This window comes from Streptomyces sp. NPDC059092 (assembly GCF_042756365.1).
Classification (GTDB): Bacteria; Actinomycetota; Actinomycetes; order Streptomycetales; family Streptomycetaceae; genus Streptomyces.
Map to the genome: position 1 here is coordinate 42,323 of NZ_JBHZEJ010000052.1, position 17,918 is coordinate 60,240.

Annotated in this window: 15 protein-coding genes; 6 read left to right on the forward strand and 9 right to left on the reverse strand. The window is 72.2% G+C overall.

What is annotated here, in order from left to right:
* Positions 1–103 precede the first annotated feature (103 nt).
* The 8 genes from ACFXPL_RS26145 to rsmI form a co-directional block, all read right to left on the reverse strand.
* Complete coding sequence (locus ACFXPL_RS26145; RefSeq protein WP_384924052.1) at positions 104–1,456, reverse strand: hypothetical protein; 1,353 nt, start codon at positions 1,454–1,456, stop codon at positions 104–106.
* Between the two features lie 129 nt (positions 1,457–1,585).
* Positions 1,586–2,197 (reverse strand): hypothetical protein, encoded by a 612-nt coding sequence (locus ACFXPL_RS26150; RefSeq protein WP_384924054.1) that lies wholly within the window; start codon positions 2,195–2,197, stop codon positions 1,586–1,588.
* A 149-nt stretch (positions 2,198–2,346) separates the two neighbouring features.
* On the reverse strand, positions 2,347–3,282 hold the full coding sequence (locus tag ACFXPL_RS26155) for a 4-(cytidine 5'-diphospho)-2-C-methyl-D-erythritol kinase (protein ID WP_384924056.1): 936 nt from the start codon (positions 3,280–3,282) through the stop codon (positions 2,347–2,349).
* The gene (gene rsmA, locus ACFXPL_RS26160) at positions 3,279–4,178 is read right to left on the reverse strand and encodes a 16S rRNA (adenine(1518)-N(6)/adenine(1519)-N(6))-dimethyltransferase RsmA (RefSeq protein WP_384924081.1); all 900 of its coding nucleotides are present in this window, start codon (positions 4,176–4,178) and stop codon (positions 3,279–3,281) included. The genes ACFXPL_RS26155 and rsmA overlap by 4 nt, the downstream gene beginning before the upstream one ends.
* Positions 4,179–4,261: 83 nt before the next feature.
* Complete coding sequence (locus ACFXPL_RS26165; RefSeq protein WP_384924083.1) at positions 4,262–5,458, reverse strand: ubiquitin-like domain-containing protein; 1,197 nt, start codon at positions 5,456–5,458, stop codon at positions 4,262–4,264.
* Between the two features lie 134 nt (positions 5,459–5,592).
* Positions 5,593–6,462: a TatD family hydrolase gene (locus tag ACFXPL_RS26170; RefSeq protein ID WP_384924057.1), complete on the reverse strand. Its 870-nt coding sequence runs from the start codon at positions 6,460–6,462 to the stop codon at positions 5,593–5,595.
* A 72-nt stretch (positions 6,463–6,534) separates the two neighbouring features.
* A complete protein-coding gene (locus ACFXPL_RS26175) occupies positions 6,535–7,029 on the reverse strand; it encodes a hypothetical protein (protein WP_384924059.1) in 495 nt (164 codons plus the stop codon).
* Positions 7,030–7,157: 128 nt separating this feature from the next.
* Entirely contained in the window at positions 7,158–8,024 is an 867-nt protein-coding gene (gene rsmI / locus ACFXPL_RS26180; protein WP_384924086.1) for a 16S rRNA (cytidine(1402)-2'-O)-methyltransferase, read from the reverse strand.
* A gap of 143 nt (positions 8,025–8,167) precedes the next feature.
* Between rsmI and ACFXPL_RS26185 the strand changes: the two genes are divergently transcribed.
* The 4 genes from ACFXPL_RS26185 (at position 8,168) to ACFXPL_RS26200 (ending at position 14,871) form a co-directional block, all read left to right on the forward strand.
* The gene (locus tag ACFXPL_RS26185) at positions 8,168–9,892 is read left to right on the forward strand and encodes a dolichyl-phosphate-mannose--protein mannosyltransferase (RefSeq protein ID WP_384924061.1); all 1,725 of its coding nucleotides are present in this window, start codon (positions 8,168–8,170) and stop codon (positions 9,890–9,892) included.
* Positions 9,893–10,031: 139 nt separating this feature from the next.
* Positions 10,032–12,800 carry a SpoIIE family protein phosphatase gene (locus ACFXPL_RS26190; protein ID WP_384924063.1) on the forward strand — a complete coding sequence of 923 codons (2,769 nt, stop codon included), beginning with the start codon at positions 10,032–10,034 and terminating at the stop codon, positions 12,798–12,800.
* Between the two features lie 147 nt (positions 12,801–12,947).
* On the forward strand, positions 12,948–14,612 hold the full coding sequence (locus tag ACFXPL_RS26195) for a penicillin-binding transpeptidase domain-containing protein (RefSeq protein WP_384924065.1): 1,665 nt from the start codon (positions 12,948–12,950) through the stop codon (positions 14,610–14,612).
* 70 nt (positions 14,613–14,682) lie between these two features.
* Complete coding sequence (locus ACFXPL_RS26200; protein WP_384924067.1) at positions 14,683–14,871, forward strand: hypothetical protein; 189 nt, start codon at positions 14,683–14,685, stop codon at positions 14,869–14,871.
* A gap of 177 nt (positions 14,872–15,048) precedes the next feature.
* On the opposite strand, the gene ACFXPL_RS26205 is transcribed toward ACFXPL_RS26200, so the two are convergent.
* Positions 15,049–16,014, reverse strand: coding sequence for a GntR family transcriptional regulator (locus tag ACFXPL_RS26205; RefSeq protein ID WP_384924069.1), 966 nt, complete (start codon positions 16,012–16,014; stop codon positions 15,049–15,051).
* Positions 16,015–16,163: 149 nt separating this feature from the next.
* Here ACFXPL_RS26205 and ACFXPL_RS26210 point away from each other — a divergent pair, with 149 nt between their 5' ends.
* Together ACFXPL_RS26210 and ACFXPL_RS26215 are read left to right on the forward strand one after the other, a co-directional pair.
* Positions 16,164–16,775, forward strand: a complete 612-nt coding sequence (locus ACFXPL_RS26210) for a GNAT family N-acetyltransferase (RefSeq protein WP_384924071.1) — start codon at positions 16,164–16,166, stop codon at positions 16,773–16,775.
* 47 nt (positions 16,776–16,822) lie between these two features.
* A complete protein-coding gene (locus ACFXPL_RS26215) occupies positions 16,823–17,698 on the forward strand; it encodes an alpha/beta hydrolase (RefSeq protein ID WP_384924073.1) in 876 nt (291 codons plus the stop codon).
* The last annotated feature ends 220 nt before the right edge of the window (positions 17,699–17,918 follow it).

Below are 17,918 nucleotides of genomic sequence, written 5' to 3' on the forward strand. Positions count from 1 at the left end.
CGACACGGAAAGGGAGACCGAGAGGGAAGGGGGACCCGACTTCGCGTCCGGTCCCCCTTCCCTCTCGTCGTACGTACGAGGCTACGAATGCGGTCGTACGGAGTTACGGGCGCCGTGTGACCGGCAGGAGTCCGGGCGCCGGGCTCCCGGAGCGCAGGGTCGGGGCGCCGATGGTGTTGTCCGGGGTCCGCGCGTTGTCCCGGGCGTCGGCGCAGCGGGTCAGTTCGACCTGGCTCATCGGGCCGGTGCGCTGGTAGAAGCGGTCGCCGAACGACCCGGACGGCACGTCCAGCGTGATGTCGAGGCGCATGACGTTCTTGTCGTGCACCAGGGTGCCGACGGTGCGCTCGCGGGCGGCCTGCACCTCGATCCAGCTCACCTCGCCGGGCTGGACGGTGACGGTGAGGGTGCGGTCCTCCTTGCGGTTCCACAGGAGGGGGTTGGTGGTGGCCATGGCGAGCGGGTTGCCGTCGGAGCCGGTGAAGCCGGTCTCGATCTGCGCGGCGATCTCGCTGAGGCTCTTGTTGAGCGGGTCGCGCGGGTTGAGCGGCTTCTTCTCCTCCTTGACGAAGTACTGGGTGAGGTTGTCGTAGGGGAACTCCTCCCAGTTCATCGGGCGCTGATCGGTGATCGGGTTCCGGGTGCAGTTGATGTACGCCTGGCCGACCGTGCGGGGCCGGTCGTAGTAGCGGAAGGAGTAGCGGTCGTCCTTCTCGAAGCGGCAGGCGCCCGCGGAGTTGCAGGCCGTCACGACGTCCTTGGGCGGGACGGGCTCGTGCGCCTTGTACGCCTCGGGCATCGGCAGCCGTGGCTTCTTGTCGTCGTACGGTACGGGCGCGGGTTCCTGGGTCGCGGTGAACCGGGTGAGCTGCGGGCCGCACTTGGACGCCTTGTCCGCCGGTCTGGAGGCGAAGGCGATCTTCGGGTTGTTCTCGCCGGCCGTGAAGGAGTACGACCGGCGCTGCGGGCCGTGGAGCCAGTTCGCTTTCCCGGGTTCGGTGCTCTTCGTGGTGAAGGAAGCGGGCCGGTCGCTCGCCGTGCCCGCCGCGGTCACGTCGTACAGCTGCCCGTTCGCGACCTCGTCCGGCTTGCACTCGGTCAGGGAGCTGGGGCTGTCGTCCCAGGACACGGTGACCTTGGCGCCCTTCTGCACCCGCCAGAGCCGGGTGGACAGGGTGCCCTGGTTCGGGCTCGGGCCACGGTTCAGGGCGGTCGCCTGGAGCTTGTCCGGGTGGCCCGCGACGGGCGCGGAGAGGAGCTGGGTCTGCACCGCCGTCCACCGGTCCGGGGGCTTCGTCGCGGTCCCCGTGGCCACCAGGGGTTCCGCGTGATCGGCGTTCTCGACGGGGGCGGCGACGGGCTCGGCGGCGGCGGCCGGGGCGGGCGGGGCGGTGAGGACGAGCGAACCGCCGAGCAGGGCGGTCATGCAGCGTCGTCGGGCACGGCGTCGTGGCACGGATGCCTCCTTGGTCTGGAGCGGGGCGCCCCGCGTCCGGGCGCGGGGCCGGGCGGGTTGGCCGACGGACCCATCAGGTCAGCGGACCGGTCGGGACAGCGGACCCGTCGGGACAGCGGACCCGTCGGGTCAGCAGGCCCACCAGGTGGACGGGGGGACGATCACCTGTGTGTCGTTCAGCCGTTCCCGCATGCCGGAGGAGGAGTGGCACAGCTGCGCCGTGCCGGCCGCGGCGGACTGGTCACGGGGTACGGCGTGGAAGTCCTGCTGGGCCTGGGCCTGGCTGTTCTGGTCCTTCTGCCAGGTGCCCTGGGCCTGACCCGTCATCGGTGTGCTGCAGTCGTGGAAACTCGCCGACTGGCACGTGTCGTTGGCCGTCTGGTTCTTGCCCACGCCCGAGCAGGCCTGGCTCGCCGGGATGCCGTTGATCGCTCCGCACGGGTCGGTCCCCGGGGCGGAGGGCACCGGCTTGGCCGGGGGCACCGGCGGAGGTGACGGCTTGCCGGGCGACGGCGGCTCGGGGGCCGGCATCGGCGGGGTGGGGGCCGCCGCGATGGCCGGTCCCGCGCCGTGCTGCGGCTGCGGCGTGACAGCGGCGGCGGGGGCGGGAGCAGGCGCGGCAGCCGCGACGGGAACGGGGGTGGCGGCGACGGGGGGCGGGCCGGGCTCCAGGGCGATCAGGCCCGCCAGGGCCGCGATTCCGGTGAGGACGGGCAGCAGGCGCGCGCGGAGAACAGGCATGGAACTCCTTGTCGTCAGGGGGCGGGTGGCCGCCCTGACACCGCGGCCACCCGCCGCCAGACTCCGGCACCCCGCGCCGCCCTGCCATCCGACGCAATGGATCTTGAGCCATTGGCGGACAACTGCCTACGGTTGGCCGTAACGCCGCGTCAGATACGCCCGGGGCCCGTGTGTTCCAGCACCGTCGCGCCCTCGGCCGGTGAGGTCGCGACCCGGGCCGTACGGCAGGTCCCCGAGGCCAGCAGGGCTTCGGCCACCTCGTCCGCCGCTTCCGGGGACTTGGCGAGGAACGCCGTCGTCGGCCCCGATCCCGAGACCAGGGCCGCCAGCGCGCCCGCCGCCGTACCCGCCGCCAGGGTGTCCGCCAGGGAGGGGCGCAGGGCGAGGGCCGCGGGCTGGAGGTCGTTCGACAGGGTGGCGGCGAGGGCGGTGGCGTCGCCGGTACGGAGGGCGTCGAGCAGCTCCGGGTCGGCGGCCGGGGGCGGTACGGGGGTGCCGGCGGTGAGGCGGTCGAACTCCCGGAAGACCGTCGGGGTGGAGAGCCCGCCGTCGGCGACCGCGAACACCCAGGGGAACGTGCCGCCGGTGTCGAGGGGCGTGAGGTGTTCGCCCCGGCCGGTGCCCAGCGCCGCTCCGCCGATCAGGCTGAACGGTACGTCGCTGCCCAACTCCGCGCAGATCGCCAGAAGTTCGTCGCGCGAGGAATTCAGCGACCAGAGCGCGTCGCAGGCCAGCAGGGCACCCGCGCCGTCCGCGCTGCCGCCGGCCATGCCGCCCGCGACCGGGATGTCCTTGGCTATGTGGATGTGGACGGACGGATCGATGCCGTGCCGCCGCGCCAGCGCGAGCGCGGCGCGCGCCGCGAGGTTCGTCGCGTCCAGGGGGACCTGGGCGGCGTCCGGGCCCTCACAGGTGATGCGGAGCGTGTCCGCGGGCGTCACCGTGATCTCGTCGTACAGGCCGACGGCGAGGAAGACGTTGGCCAGGTCGTGGAAGCCGTCGGGGCGCGCCGCGCCCACGGCGAGCTGGACGTTGACCTTGGCCGGGACCCGTACCCGTACCCGTGCCCGCTCGGAAGTGGTCACGCGCCGGCCCCCTTCGACTCCGCGGCGCCCTTAGGTTCCGCCACACCCCTCGGTTCCGCGGCGCCCTTCGACTCCGCGATCCGCGCGAACTCCTCCACCGTCAGCGACTCCCCGCGCGCCTGCGGCGACACACCCGCCGCGACCAGCGCCGCCTCCGCCGCCGGGGCCGAGCCCGCCCAGCCCGCGAGCGCCGCGCGCAGGGTCTTGCGGCGCTGCGCGAAGGCCGCGTCGACGACCGCGAAGACCTCCGTCCTGGACGCCGTCGTCTTCACCGGCTCCGTCCGGCGTACGAGCGAGACCAGGCCGGAGTCGACGTTGGGCGCGGGCCAGAAGACGGTCCGGCCGATCGCGCCCGCGCGCCTGACGTCCGCGTACCAGTTGGCCTTCACCGACGGCACCCCGTACACCTTGTTGCCCGGTGCCGCCGCCAGCCGGTCGGCGACCTCGGCCTGGACCATGATCAGGGTGCGTTCGATGGTCGGGAAGTGCTCCAGCATGTGCAGCAGCACGGGTACGGCGACGTTGTACGGCAGGTTCGCGACCAGCGCGGTCGGCGCCGGGCCCGGCAGCTCCCGTACCCGCATCGCGTCCGAGTGCACCAGCGCGAAGCGTCCGGCGCGCTCCGGCATCCGGGCGGCGATCGTCGCGGGCAGGGCGCCCGCGAGGACGTCGTCGATCTCCACCGCCGTCACCCGGTCCGCCGCCTCCAGCAGCGCCAGGGTCAGCGAGCCGAGCCCGGGGCCGATCTCCACGACCACGTCGTCGGGGCGCACCTCGGCGGTGCGGACGATCCGGCGGACGGTGTTGGCGTCGATGACGAAGTTCTGGCCGCGCTGCTTGGTCGGGCGTACGCCCAGCGCCGCCGCCAGTTCGCGGACTTCCGCGGGCCCCAGCAGGGCGTCGGAGGCGGCGGGAGGGGCGGCAGGGGCGTCGGAAGGGACGCCGGAGGGGGCGTCCGGTACGTCGGGCTCAGTGGTGCTCACCCGGTCAGCCTACGGCCGCAGTGCGGCCACGGGCTCGCCCCCCGCTGTACGTAGAGCTTCTTCGCGCGGTAGGTCTGTTCGGCGGCCGGGGCGTCCTGGGGCCGTCCGCCGCCGCCGAGGGCCTGCCAGGTCCCGGTGTCGAACTGGTAGAGCCCGCCGTAGTTCCCCGACGCGTCGACGGCGTCCGGCCGACCGCCCGACTCGCAGGCGGCGAGCCCGCCCCAGTTGAGCCCGTCCGCGCCCGCGACGGACGCCGGCGGCACCTTCGTACCGACCCTGACCCGCTGGGCGACCGGCGCGCGCACCGTCTCGGTACGGATGCGCCGGGGTTTGTGCCGTACGCCGTTGACGGTGCGCACGGCGTACGTGATCCGGCGTGCGCCTTGGTGCCCCCGCTGGTCGACGACCTCCGTGCCGCGCGGGAGCGCCGGGTCCTCGGTGCGCACGGTGTCGTACGGGACGGCCTCCTCGTGGGTCTCCTCGCCCGCCGTGACGCGCAGGACCGTGACGGTCTGGCCGTCGCGCGGGAAGCTGTCGCCCGGTACGGAGGTGGCGTCCTGGCCGCTCAGGGTGATCCCGGTCTCGGCGAGCGCCTCGGTGACGGTCGCCGCGTTCGTACGCAGCGGGTGTTCGCGGCCGTCGGCGAGGAAGGTCAGGGCGCGCTCGGTCCGTACGTCCAGCGCCAGGCCGTGCCGGGCGATGGCGGCCGAGCGCGACACGGAGAGGTACGCGCCCTCGGCCCGCACCCCGAGCTGGCGCAGCGCCCCCTCGACCGTGCGGGCCGTGGTCCAGACGCGGCGGCGCTGCCCGTCGAGGGTGAGCAGGACGGGGCGGCCGTAGCGGACGACGACCTCGTCGCCGTGGTCGAGCGGGGCACCGGGCGCGGGGGCGACGATGTCGTGCGCGCCGACGGCGACGCCCTCGTGGGCGAGGAGTTCCCCGACGTCGCCGGCGAAGGTGTGCATGGTGCGCGGTACGCCGTCGACGCTCAGCCGTACGGCCTTGTCGTGGACGAGGAAGGCGGAGGTGCCGCCCGCGAGGAAGGCGACGACGAGGGCCTGCGGGAGCAGCCGGCGCAGCGCTTCGGGTGTCGAGGCGGGGGCGGCGGGTGCCCGGCGCCGGGAGGGAGCGCGGCGCCCGCCGCGTGTCGCACGGTGACTGCCCTGTGCATTGCTCACGACGCTCCACGGGATCCGGTGCGGGATGCACCCGGACCCTAGCGGAGCTTCGGTCACTCTCCAAAGCGGCTCAGCTACCCAGCGTACCCATGCGCACGCGCGTGCGATCCCTGCCCCCGACAGCGATTCAGCGGCGGTTCAGCGGCGGTTCAGTAATCGAACGCCCGGGCCGTGTTCCGCGCGATCGCCTCCGCCATCGCGTCCTCGCCGATCCCGCGCACCTCCGCCATGGCCCGCAGGGTGACGGGAATGAGATAGGGGGCATTCGGCCGTCCCCTAAAGGGCGCGGGGGTGAGAAAAGGTGCGTCGGTCTCGACCAGGACAAGATCGAGCGGCGCTACGGTGAGCGCGTCACGCAACAATTGAGCGTTTTTGAAGGTGACATTTCCAGCGAAGGACAGGTAATAACCGGCGGCGGCACAAATCTCGGCCATTTCGGCGTCGCCGGAATAACAATGGAAAATGGTGCGTTCCGGAGCGCCTTCCTCCGCCAGGACACGGAGCACGTCGGCGTGCGCCTCACGGTCGTGGATCACGAGCGCCTTCCCGTGGCGCTTGGCGATCTCGATGTGGGCGCGGAACGAGCGCTCCTGCGCCGCCCGGCCCTCGGGCTCCGTACGGAAATAGTCGAGCCCGGTCTCGCCGACGGCCCGTACCCGCTCCAGTGCGGCCAGCGCGTCGATCCCGTCCAGCGCGTCGTCCAGCGCCGCGTCGCCGCCGCCCGCGCGGGCGCCCTGGCGCGACCAGCCGTCGGGGTCGCCGTGCACGATGCGCGGCGCCTCGTTGGGGTGCAGCGCGACCGCCGCGTGGACGCTGTCGTACGCCGCGGCCGTCTCGGCGGCCCAGCGCGATCCCTTGAGGTCGCACCCCACCTGGACCACCGTCGTCACACCGACCGAGGCCGCCTTCTCCAGGGCCTCGGCGACGGTGCCTTCCTGCATGTCCAGGTGGGTGTGCGCGTCCGCGACCGCCACCCGAAGGGGATCGGGCAGCGGCGGCGGGGCTTGCTTCGAACTCATGGACGCGATCCTACGGGGGGCCGGCCGGCCGGGATCCGGACGGATCCGGCGCGCGGGGCCGGCCCCGCGCGCTCACGGGCGGTGGTGGTGCTGGAACGGGTGCAGCAGGTCGGAGAGGTGCCAGTGGTGGTGCCCCTCGGCGGGCTTCCCGGCGGATCCGGCGGATATCTCGCCGCCCGGCGCCTGGGCGGGTATCTCCTCGCCCGGCTGCCCTTCCGCGCCCGCGCCCCCCTTGTCCCCGGCCGTCACCGCGGCCGTCTCGGCACGCGCGGCCTTCGCCGCCTTGGCGGTCTTCGCCGGGTGGTGCTGCTCCGTCATCAGCGCCCGGACCGACGAGACCTGTCCGGACCTCATGATGCGTACGACATGGCCGCCGCAGTTCTGGCAGCTCGGGCTGGAGAGCGGGGAAGGAACCCGTACCCCGTCCGTCTTGTACACCACGACATTCTGGCCCGAGCCGTCGACATGATGCTCTATGTCGTAAGCCTGCTCCCAGCCGTGTCCACAGCGCATGCAACAAAAGGCATATGCCTCGTGAACTACGGCTGTGCCCGTGATCTCACTCATGCCAGCTCCTCTCCACTGACCCAGTGGACGCCTTCGAAGGCGGGAGCGCATCAGCGCCTGTCGATTATTGGATGGGTCTTGGCCTTCTCATGTCCCAATGACCCGGCACGCGGTCTGCGCTTTACATTTCACGATAGTCCTTTACCTTCCGCGGGGGCCGTGCGCGCCGCGTTTTTTGACGCGACGACAGCATCGAACACCTCCCGCTTGGGCACGCCCGCCTCGACGGCGACAGCGGCGATCGCCTCCTTGCGGCGCTCCCCCGCCTCCTCCCTCACCCGTACCCGCCGTACCAGCTCGTCGGCGTCGAGATCGCCGGGTACCGGGTCCGGGGCGCCCGCCACGACCACGGTGATCTCACCCCGTACGCCCTCGGCCGCCCACGCCGCCAGCTCGCCCAGCGGGCCGCGCTTGATCTCCTCGTACGTCTTGGTCAACTCGCGGCAGACGGCGGCCCTGCGGTCGGCGCCGAAGACCTCGGCCATCGCGGCGAGGGTGTCGTCCAGCCGGTGCGGGGCCTCGAAGTAGACGAGCGTGCGCCGCTCGCCGGCCGCCTCGCGCAGCTTGCTCAGCCGTTCGCCCGCCTTGCGCGGCAGGAACCCCTCGAAGCAGAAGCGGTCCACGGGCAGCCCGGAGAGCGCCAGCGCGGTCAGCACGGCCGAGGGACCCGGCACCGCCGTGACCCGGATGCCCTGCTCGACGGCCGCGGCAACCAGCCGGTAGCCGGGGTCGGAGACGGACGGCATGCCCGCGTCCGTGACCAGCAGCACCCGCGCCCCGCCCGTCAGCGCCGCCACCAGCTCGGGCGTCCTGGCGGACTCGTTCCCCTCGAAGTACGACACGACCCGCCCCCGGGTGTGCACCCCGAGCGCCTGGGTGAGCCGGCGCAGCCGCCGGGTGTCCTCGGCGGCGATCACCTCGGCGCTCTCCAGCTCGGCGGCGAGCCGGGGCGGCGCGTCCGTGACATCGCCGATGGGCGTGCCCGCGAGGACCAGCGTTCCGGGGGATGCCGGGGCGCCGGTCGCGGCGGTCGTCGAGGCGGCTGTCGGGGTCGGTGTTCCAGGTGTCGCAGTCACATTCGCCATCCTCGCAGGACGGGACGCGCGCCTCGCACAGCGGCGTTCCCTACGATGGCGCGGTGACCAGTACTGCGCCAGAAGCCCTCCAGGGGCACGACGCCGACGAGAAGCAGCCCTCATGGCCTCAGCGGCTGCGCCGATTCGGCCATGCCCCGCGGCCGGTGACGGGCCTGCGCGAACGCCTGGTGCCGCCGTACACCCGGCCCTCGGACCGGCTGTGGGCCGTGCTCGGGGTGCCGGCCCCGCTCGCCGAGCGGCTGGTCCGCTGGTCGGCGTGGGGCGGCCCTGCGCTCGTCGCGCTGGTCGCGGGTGTGCTGCGGTTCTGGAACCTGGGCAACCCCAAGGCGGTGATATTCGACGAGACGTACTACGCCAAGGACGCCTGGGCCCTGATCAACCAGGGGTACGAGGGGAGCTGGCCCAAGGACGTCGACACGTCGATCCTGAGGGACCCGTCCTCCGTCCCGGTGCCCGCCGACCCCGGCTATGTGGTGCATCCGCCGGTCGGCAAGTGGGTCATCGGCCTCGGCGAACAGATGTTCGGCTTCACCCCCTTCGGCTGGCGCTTCATGGTGGCGGTGCTCGGCACGCTCTCCGTGCTGATGCTCTGCCGGATCGGCCGCCGCCTCTTCCGCTCCACCTTCCTGGGGTGCCTGGCGGGCGCGCTGCTCGCGGTGGACGGCCTGCACTTCGTGATGAGCCGGACGGCCCTGCTCGACCTGGTGCTGATGTTCTTCGTGCTGGCCGCGTTCGGCTGTCTGCTGATCGACCGCGACCGGTCCAGAGCCCGCCTGGCGGCGGCGCTCCCGGTGGACGAGGAGGAGGGCGTCCTGCGCCCCGAAGCCTCGGTCGCGGAGGGGCTGCGCCTGGGATGGCGGCCGTGGCGGCTGGCCGCCGGGCTGATGCTCGGCCTGGCCTTCGCGACGAAGTGGAACGGGCTCTACATCCTGGCCGCCTTCGCGGTCATGGCGGTCCTGTGGGACGTCGGCGCGCGCCGTACGGCGGGTGCGGTACGGCCGCACCTGGCGGTGCTGAAGCGGGACATCGTCCCGGCGTTCTTCTCGACGGTGCCGGTCGCGATCGCCACGTACATCGCCTCGTGGACCGGCTGGATCGTCACCGACAAGGGCTACTTCCGGGACTGGGCCACGACGGCGGGCAAGGGCGGCCACTTCACCTGGCTGCCCGACTGGGTGCGCAGCCTGTGGCACTACGAGTACGAGGTGTACCAGTTCCACATCAACCTGACGTCCGGCCACACCTACCAGTCCAACCCGTGGAGCTGGATCGTCCTGGGCCGCCCGGTCTCGTACTTCTACGAGGACCCGGCCGCGGGCCAGGACGGCTGCCCGGCGTCGACCGCCGGTAAGTGCGCCCGCGAGGTCCTGGCGATCGGCACGCCGATGCTGTGGTGGGCGGGCGCGTTCGCGCTGCTCTACGTCCTGTGGCGGTGGTTCTTCCGCCGCGACTGGCGCGCCGGCGCGATCGCCTGCGCGGTGGCGGTCGGCTGGGGCCCCTGGCTCCTCTACCAGGAGCGGACGATCTTCCTCTTCTACGCGGTCGTCTTCGTCCCGTACCTCTGTCTGGCGGTGGCGATGATGATCGGCGCGATCCTGGGCCCGCAGGGCTCGGACGAACGGCGCAGAACGATCGGCGCGGTCGGCGCGGGGGTGCTGGTCCTGCTGATCGTCTGGAACTTCATCTACTTCTGGCCGATCTACACGGGCACGGCGATCCCGCTCGACTCGTGGCGCAACCGGATGTGGCTGGACACCTGGGTGTAGCGGAGCCGTCGGTAGGGACCCGAAGACGGAGCCGCCGGTACGAAGCCGTCGGTACGGAGCCGGGGGTGGAGCCCCGAGCGCGGATCCGGGGGCCGGACAGCGGTCGCCTCCCTCCGGATCCTGGTGTAGATCTGTCCGTATGGCCCGATTGGCCCGACGCCCAGGCGAGCCCCGGCCCTCAACCGGCCCTCGGTCCTGGTGGCGGGCCGGGTCCTGGTGGCGCGGCGGATCCTGGCCGCGGATCGGGAACAGCAGCGTCGCGGGGCAGGTCTTCCTCTTCCAGGCCGTGATCGTGCTGCTGCTGGTGGCCGCCGCCGCGACCGCCGTCGTCCTCCAGGCCCACCGCGACAGCCAGCAGGAGGCGACGAACCGTTCCCTCGCCGTCGCGGGGACGTTCGCGAACTCCCCCGGCATCGCGGCGGCGCTGCGCTCCCCCGACCCGACCGCGATCCTCCAGCCGCGCGCGGAGGCCGCGCGCAAGCTCTCCGGCGTCGACTTCGTCGTGGTCACGAACACGCGGGGCATCCGGTACACCCACCCCAACCCGGCCCGGATCGGCCAGCACTTCGTCGGGGAGCTCAAGCCCGCCCAGGAGGGCCACGCGTTCACCGCGAGGAACACGGGCACCCTGGGCCCCGCCGTGTACGCGGTGGTGCCGGTCTTCGGCCCCGACCGGAAGGTCGTCGGCCTGGTCTCGGCCGGGATCACCATCGCCAAGGTCAGCACCGCCGTGGAACAGCAGCTCCCGGTGCTCCTCGGCGCGGCCGCCGGCGGCCTCCTGCTGACCACCGCCGGGACGGTGTACATGAACCGCCGCCTGCGCCGGCAGACCCACGGGCTCGGCCCGGCCGAGATGACCCGGATGTACGAGCACCACGACGCGGTCCTGCACGCCGTCCGGGAGGGCGTGCTGATCGTCGGCGGGGACAGCCGGCTGCTGCTCGTCAACGACGAGGCGGCCCTCCTCCTCGGCCTCCCCCCGGACTCGGAGGGCCGGTACGTGTCGGATCTGGGGCTCGCCCCGGAGACGGCGCGGCTGCTCACCTCCGAGCAGGTCGCCGACGACGAGGTGGTGAACTCCGGGGAGCGGCAGCTCGTGGTCAACCGCCGCCCCACCGACCGGGCCGGCGGGCCGGCCGGCTGGGTGACCACGCTGCGCGACTCCACCGAGCTGCGCGCGCTCTCCGGGCGGGCCGAGCGGGCGCGCGGCCGGCTCGCCCTCCTCTACGAGGCGAGCACCCAGATCGGCACCACCCTGGACGTGACGCGTACGGCCGAGGAACTCGCCCAGGTGGCCGTCCCCCGCTTCGCGGACTTCGTCAGCGTCGACCTCGCGGAACCGGTACTGAGCGGCAGGGAGCCGGGCCCCGCGGCCAGGGAGGCGCTGCGCCGGATCGCCGTGCACGGGGTCGCGGACGACTCGCCGCTCTACCGGGTCGGCGTCGCCTTCAGCCTGGTGCCGTTCTCCCCGCAGAGCGAGAGCCTGGCCCGCGGGGAGCCCGTACTCACCACCGATCTGCGTTCCTCGCACAACTGGAGCCGGCACGACCCCGAGCGCGGCGAGCTGCTGCTGGAGTACGGGTTCCACTCCTTCATCACGGTTCCGCTGCTGGCCAGGGGCGTCATGCTGGGGATGGTCAACTTCTGGCGCGCGCCGCGCCCCGATCCCTTCGAGCCGGACGATCTCTCCCTGGCCGGTGAGCTGGCCGGCCGCGCGGCCGTCTGTGTCGACAACGCGCGCCGCTACACGCACGAGCACACCATGGCGGTCGTGCTCCAGCACAGCCTGCTGCCCGCCCGGCTGCCGGAGCAGAGCGCCCTCGACCTCGCCTACCGCTATCTGCCGGCGGAGTCGAGCGTGGGCGGCGACTGGTTCGACGTCCTGGCCCTGCCGGGGGCGCGGGTGGCGCTGGTGGTGGGCGACGTGGTCGGGCACGGGGTGCACGCGGCGGCCACGATGGGGCGGCTGCGGACGGCCGTCGCCAACTTCTCGGCGCTCGACCTGCCGCCCGAGGAACTGCTCGGGCACCTGGACGAGCTGGTCAGCCGGATCGACGAAGAGGAGGAGGGCGCCGAAGGGGCCGGCGAGGACGGCGCGGCCCGGCCGTCCGAGGGCAGGACCGCCGTCACCGGCGCCACCTGCGTGTACGCGGTCTACGACCCGGCCTCCGGGCTCTGCACGGTGGCCCGCGCCGGACACCCGCCGCCCGCGCTCGTCCACCCGGACGGCAGCACCGAGTTCCTGGACCTGCCGGCCGGGCTGCCGCTCGGGATCGGCGGGCTGCCGTACGAGACGACCGAGTTCACGCTGCCTGAGGGCAGCCGGCTGGTGCTGTACACGGACGGCCTCATCGAGAACCGCGCGTGGGACATCGACGTGGGATTCGAACACCTGCGGGCCGCGCTCTCCGGAAGCGCCGGGCAGGACCCGGAGACCACCTGCGAGGCGGTGCTCCACGCGCTGGTCCCCGACCGGCCGAGCGACGACATCGCCGTCCTCGTCGCCCGCGTCCGCCGGCTCGACGCGGACCGGATCGCCGAGTGGACGGTGCCGCACGACCCGGCGGCGGTGGCCGCGGTACGCGCCGAGGTCAGCCGCCGGCTCGCCGATTGGGGCCTGGCGGAGGCGGCGTTCACCACGGAGCTGGTGCTGAGCGAGCTGATCACCAACGCCATCCGGTACGCCTCGGGGCCCATCGGGGTCCGGCTGCTGCGCGACCGTACGCTGATCTGCGAGGTCTCCGACACCAGCGCCACCTCCCCGCACCTGCGCGCCGCCGCGGCCACCGACGAGGGCGGGCGGGGGCTCTTCCTGGTCGCGCAGTTCGCCGACCGGTGGGGGACGCGGTACACGGCGCACGGCAAGGTCATCTGGACGGAGACGGCGCTGCCGCGCGGCGGTGGCTGACACCCGGCGCCTCGGCCGGGGCCTCTGTAGCAGTCCGGTAACGCTCTCCTCCGGTGACTCAACCGTCCCGTAGAGTTCCGAGTCGATGACTTCCTTGAACATGTTCAGATGTTCGAGGAGGCTCCTGGGGAGGGGTGACCGCCACTCATGCGCAGTGGAGCGAAGACCGCCGTCATAGGCGGAGTGTTTCTCGTGTTCGCCGGTGGAGTGGGTTACGGCGCGTACAACGTCTACAACGGGATGGCCGGCGGCGGCACGGACGCGGAGACGAAGTCGGCCTCGACCCGCGAGGTCAAGACCGGACCGCTGAGCGCCGCCGAGATCGACCGGGCGTCGAAGGACTTCCTGACCAAGTGGGCGGAGGGCGGCGACGCGGCGGGCATCGCGCAGCTCACCAACGACCCGACCGCCGCGTCGCCCGTCATCGGCGCGTACCGCACCGAGGCCCATGTCACCGACGCGGTGATCACTCCGGGCCCGGCGGTCGGCGCGAAGGTGCCGTTCACCGTCAAGGCGAAGGTCGAGCTGGACGGCAAGAGCAAGCCCTGGACGTACACCTCGGAACTGACCGTGGTGCGCGGCCTGTCGACGGGCCGCCCGCTGGTCTCCTGGGCGCCGTCCGTGATCCACCCGAAGCTGACGAAGGACACCCGCCTCGAAACGGCGGAGGCGTCCGTACCGCCCATCAAGGCGGTCGACCGCAACGGCGTCGAGCTGACGAAGGAGAAGTACCCGTCGCTCGGGTCGGTCCTCGACCAGCTCCGCGAGCGGTACGGCAAGGAGGCGGGCGGCTCGGCCGGCATCGAGCTGATGCTGAGGAGCGACACGGGCGCGGACGGCACCACCGGCCCCGACGCCACCGCCGACGAGTCCCTCCTGACCCTCGCCGAGGGCAAGGAGGGCACGTTGAGGACGACGCTGGACGCGACCGTCCAGGCCGCCGCCGAGACCTCGGTGAAGAAGTTCAGCGAGGCGTCCGTCGCGGCGGTCAAGCCGAGCACGGGCGAGATCCTGGCCGTGGCGAACAACCGCGAGGACGGCTTCAACGCCGCGATGCTCGGCAAGCAGGCGCCCGGCTCCACCCTGAAGATCGTGACGGCGGCGATGCTGCTGGAGAAGGACCTGATCGGCGCGGACCGGACCGCCGAGTGCCCGAAGAACGCGATCTACATGGGGCGCACCTTCAAGAACCTGGACGACTTCTCCATCGACGGCCGGCCGTTCTCGCAGAGCTTCGCCCGCTCCTGCAACACCGCCTTCATCAAGCTGATCGACGACGTGGACGACGACGGCGCGCTGCCCAAGGAGGCGGCCGAGGTCTTCGGGATCGGCCTCGACAACTGGAAGACCGGCGTCGCGTCCTTCGACGGCTCCATCCCGACGTCGTCGGGCGGCGAGGCGGCGGCCCAGTACATCGGGCAGGGCACGGTCCAGATGAACGTGCTCAACATGGCGTCCGTCACGGCCACCGCGAAGAACGGCGCGTTCAAGCAGCCGGTCATCGTCTCCCCCTCGCTGGACGACCGGGAGATCGCGACGGCGTCCCGCTCGCTGCCGTCCGGCGTGGCGCAGCAGTTGCGCGCCATGATGCGGCTGACGGCGACGAGCGGTACGGGCGCGAAGGCGATGGCCGGGCTCGGCGGCGAAAAGGGCGCGAAGACCGGCTCGGCGGAGGTCGACGGCCAGGAAACGTCGAACAGTTGGTTCACGGGCTACCACAACGACCTCGCCGCGGCGGCGGTCGTGGAGGCCGGAGGCCACGGCGGCGACGCGGCGGGACCGGTGGTCGCGGCGGTGCTGGCGGCGGGGTGATGTTGAGCGTGGGGAAGTCGACCGCGTCCTGTGGGGCGTTGTCGCCCTGACCGGCAGCCTCGTCGTGCTGGTGCCGGGCACCCTGTACGCGTGGGCGGGCCGCCCCGAACGGGACCTGCCCGCACCGCACGTACCGGTGGACGCGGAACAGGCGTACGCGTACGCCTGTTACTGCTCCCGCAGCCCGGTCCTCGTCACCATCCCCGCGCCCTGGACCCGCCACCGCCGTGGCTACGGCCGGCGTCCCGGGTGCCGGTGACGCCGGGCGCGTGTGCCAGGAGTCCCACAGCGCGGGAACCTCGGTACGGTCCTGGGCGTGTGCTGACCCGGGGAGCCCGGGCACCGGCCCGCCGCGCCCGGCCGGGCCGGCCTGATCGGCCGGCCCGGCCACCGCGTCGGACACGAACCTGCCTCAGCACTTCTGACGAGGACAGGACTACGGGCTCGTTCGGGCGTGCCCCTCCACCAGGGCGGCGAAACCGTCGAGATGGCGGGCAAGGCTGTACTCGAACAATCCGTCCACGTCCGACACCGCTTCCCCGGTAACCGCGGCCAGCAGCGGAAATCGTCCGGAGTGGAGGAGCTCGTCGGCCCGGGCCCGCTGTGTCAGCCACCACCGGTCGAGCGTCACACCGGTCTCCTGCTCGGCTTCGACCTCATCCGCCATGGACAGCGCGACGGTGAGGACCAGCGCGTGCAGCGTGAGTGCCTCTCGGATCCGTGTCGTCATGGGCAGTCCAAGTCCGTCGAGTGCGCGCAGGGTCCACTCGGTGTGCGCCATCATGTTGGGCACGAGCAACGGGCGAGTGAACGAGACGGCCCTGGGCAGCCAGAGGTGTCGCCGGCACAGCTGCCATTGCCGGCGGGAGATCAGTTCGAGCTTGGCCCGCCACCCTTCCGGCCCCGGGACGGGCAGCTCCGGTTCGCCGAAGACCTCGTCGGTCATCTGCGTCACCAGTTCGTCTTTGGTCGCCACATGCCGGTACAGCGACATCGGACCGACGCCCAGCTCGGCCGCGAGTCGCCGCATGGATACGGCGTCGAATCCCTCGTTGTCGGCGATCGCGATGGCGGCGCGAAGAAGGTGCTGCCGGTTCAGTGACCGCTTGGGGGCGCTGACCCGCCGCGGTCCCAGTGGTGTGGTGAGGCCGACCGGCCGCTTCTGACCCGTGCGGGTGCTGACCACCGTGCCGGCACCGACCTTCGTCTCGACCAGCCCGTCGTCGCGGAGAGTGGCCATGGCTCTGGTCGCGGTCGCGACCGCGACACCCCATCGCTGGGCGATCTGCCGGATGGAAGGCACTCGATCGCCGGGCCGCAGGTCGCCGGTCAGGATCCGGGCACGGATCTCCGCGACGATCTGCCGGTATGGCGGTTCCGGTCGCTGTGCTGACGTCGGCACAGGAATCCCCGATCTCTTGGTGAGGTCGCCGGCTACCAAAGAATGTACTAGTGCACCAGCTCCAGCACTAGTTCACTTTAGCGCGCTGGGCACCAGAACCTTCGCCAAGAGTGCTGCTGCTTCAAGGACAACATCATTACGGTGTACGCATGGCTGTTGATACAACGTACGCATCCGTGCGGCGGGCGGAAGACGCGGACCAGCAGGCGGTGCTGGACGTCCTGACCGAGGCGTTCATGAACGATCCCCTCGCCTGCTGGCTCTTCCCCGACGCGCGCCGACGAGGTCGTCTCCAGGCGCACTTCTACCGCCCCTTGCTCACCCATCCGGCCGCCGAGGCATACCTGGCCGGCCGTCGCGAGGGCGCCTCGGTATGGCTGAGCCTGGCCGCGGGCCGGACGCCCTATGAGGAGCACCCGGACGCGCCGGAGGCGGGCGAGGAGACGGTCTTCGGCGAGAACGGCGCGCGGTTGCTCGCCCTGGGCCAGGCGCTGGCCCCACGGCACCCCGCCCGCGAACCGCACCTCTACCTCCCGTGCATGGGGGTGCTCAGCGTGCGGCAGGGCGCTGGACTCGGCTCTGCGATGTTGCGGCACCGACTGGAGCGAGCCGACGCCGACGGGGTGGCCGTATATCTGGAGGCGAGTTCGCCTCGCAGCCGCGCCCTCTACCAGCGGCACGGATTCGAGGATCTCGGCGAGCCGGTTCGCGTGGCGGACAGCCCGCCCCTGTGGCCGATGTCGCGCCCACCGCACCGTTGACCGCGAACTCAACGCCGCCTTTCCAACGGACAGAGGAGAGAACGTCCATGACAACGAACCGCGACGCCGATCGGCGACCGCCGACCCTGGTGTTCGTCCACGGCACCAACTCCTCGTCGGCCTGGGCTTCGGGCCTGACCGGCGAACTCACCCTGCGCGGGCACCGGTGTGTTGCCGTCGACCTTCCGGGACACGGCCGGGAGGCGTTCTACCCCCGTTCGTACCAGGCCCCGCAGAACCTCGAAGCGCTGGCGACCGAGCCGTCGCCACTCGCCGAGATCACCATCGACGACTACGTCGAGCACGTCGTGAAGGTGGTGCGCCGCGCCCGCCGCCACGGGCCCGTGATCCTGGTCGGCATGAGCCAGGGCGGCGTCACCCTGAGCCGGGTCGGCAACGCCATCCCTGACCTGCTCGATCGGGTCGTTTACGTCGCCGCCTACTGCTGCGTGGACCTGCCGAACCTGGCCGCCTATCTCGAAACCCCGGAGAACAGCGAGAGCCTGGTCGGCCAGGTGACCGCCGCCATGGTCGCCGACCCGGCGGCCCTCGGGGTGAGCCGGCTCAACTGGCGCTCGGCCGACCCCGCGGTGTTCCACGGCGTCAAGAACGCCCTTGCCGCGGACTTCACCGACGAAGGCGTGAGCCGGCTGCTCGCCACGCTCGAACCGGACGAGACCGCCGGCATTCCCACGGCTGAAGCCCGGGGCGAAGCACACACCTGGGGCCGGATTCCCCGGACTTATGTGCGCTTCACCCTCGACCGGCTGATTCCACTGGAGTTGCAGGACCGATTCATCGAAGAGGCCGACCGCCTCACTCCGGACAACCCGACTGACGTGCGAAGCGTCGCCGCACCCCATGTCGGCCCGCTCGACCGGCCCGAACTGGTGGAGATCTTCTCAGAGCTCGCCAGCCGCTGACCCGGCGCGGCAGGCCCCTGGGGAAGAGTCGTGATCGGTCTGTGGGGTTCGCCTTCGGGACGGGGCGATGATCTGGATCAAAGACCTCACCCGGACCACCCCTTGATCACGACTCGATACGCGCCCTAGGTGTACTGACCCGTGAGGTTGGGGACGCGGCTGGCGGGTGGCTGGCCTTTGAGCGCGGTGTGTCCGCGGTGGTGATTGTAGGTGTGCAGCC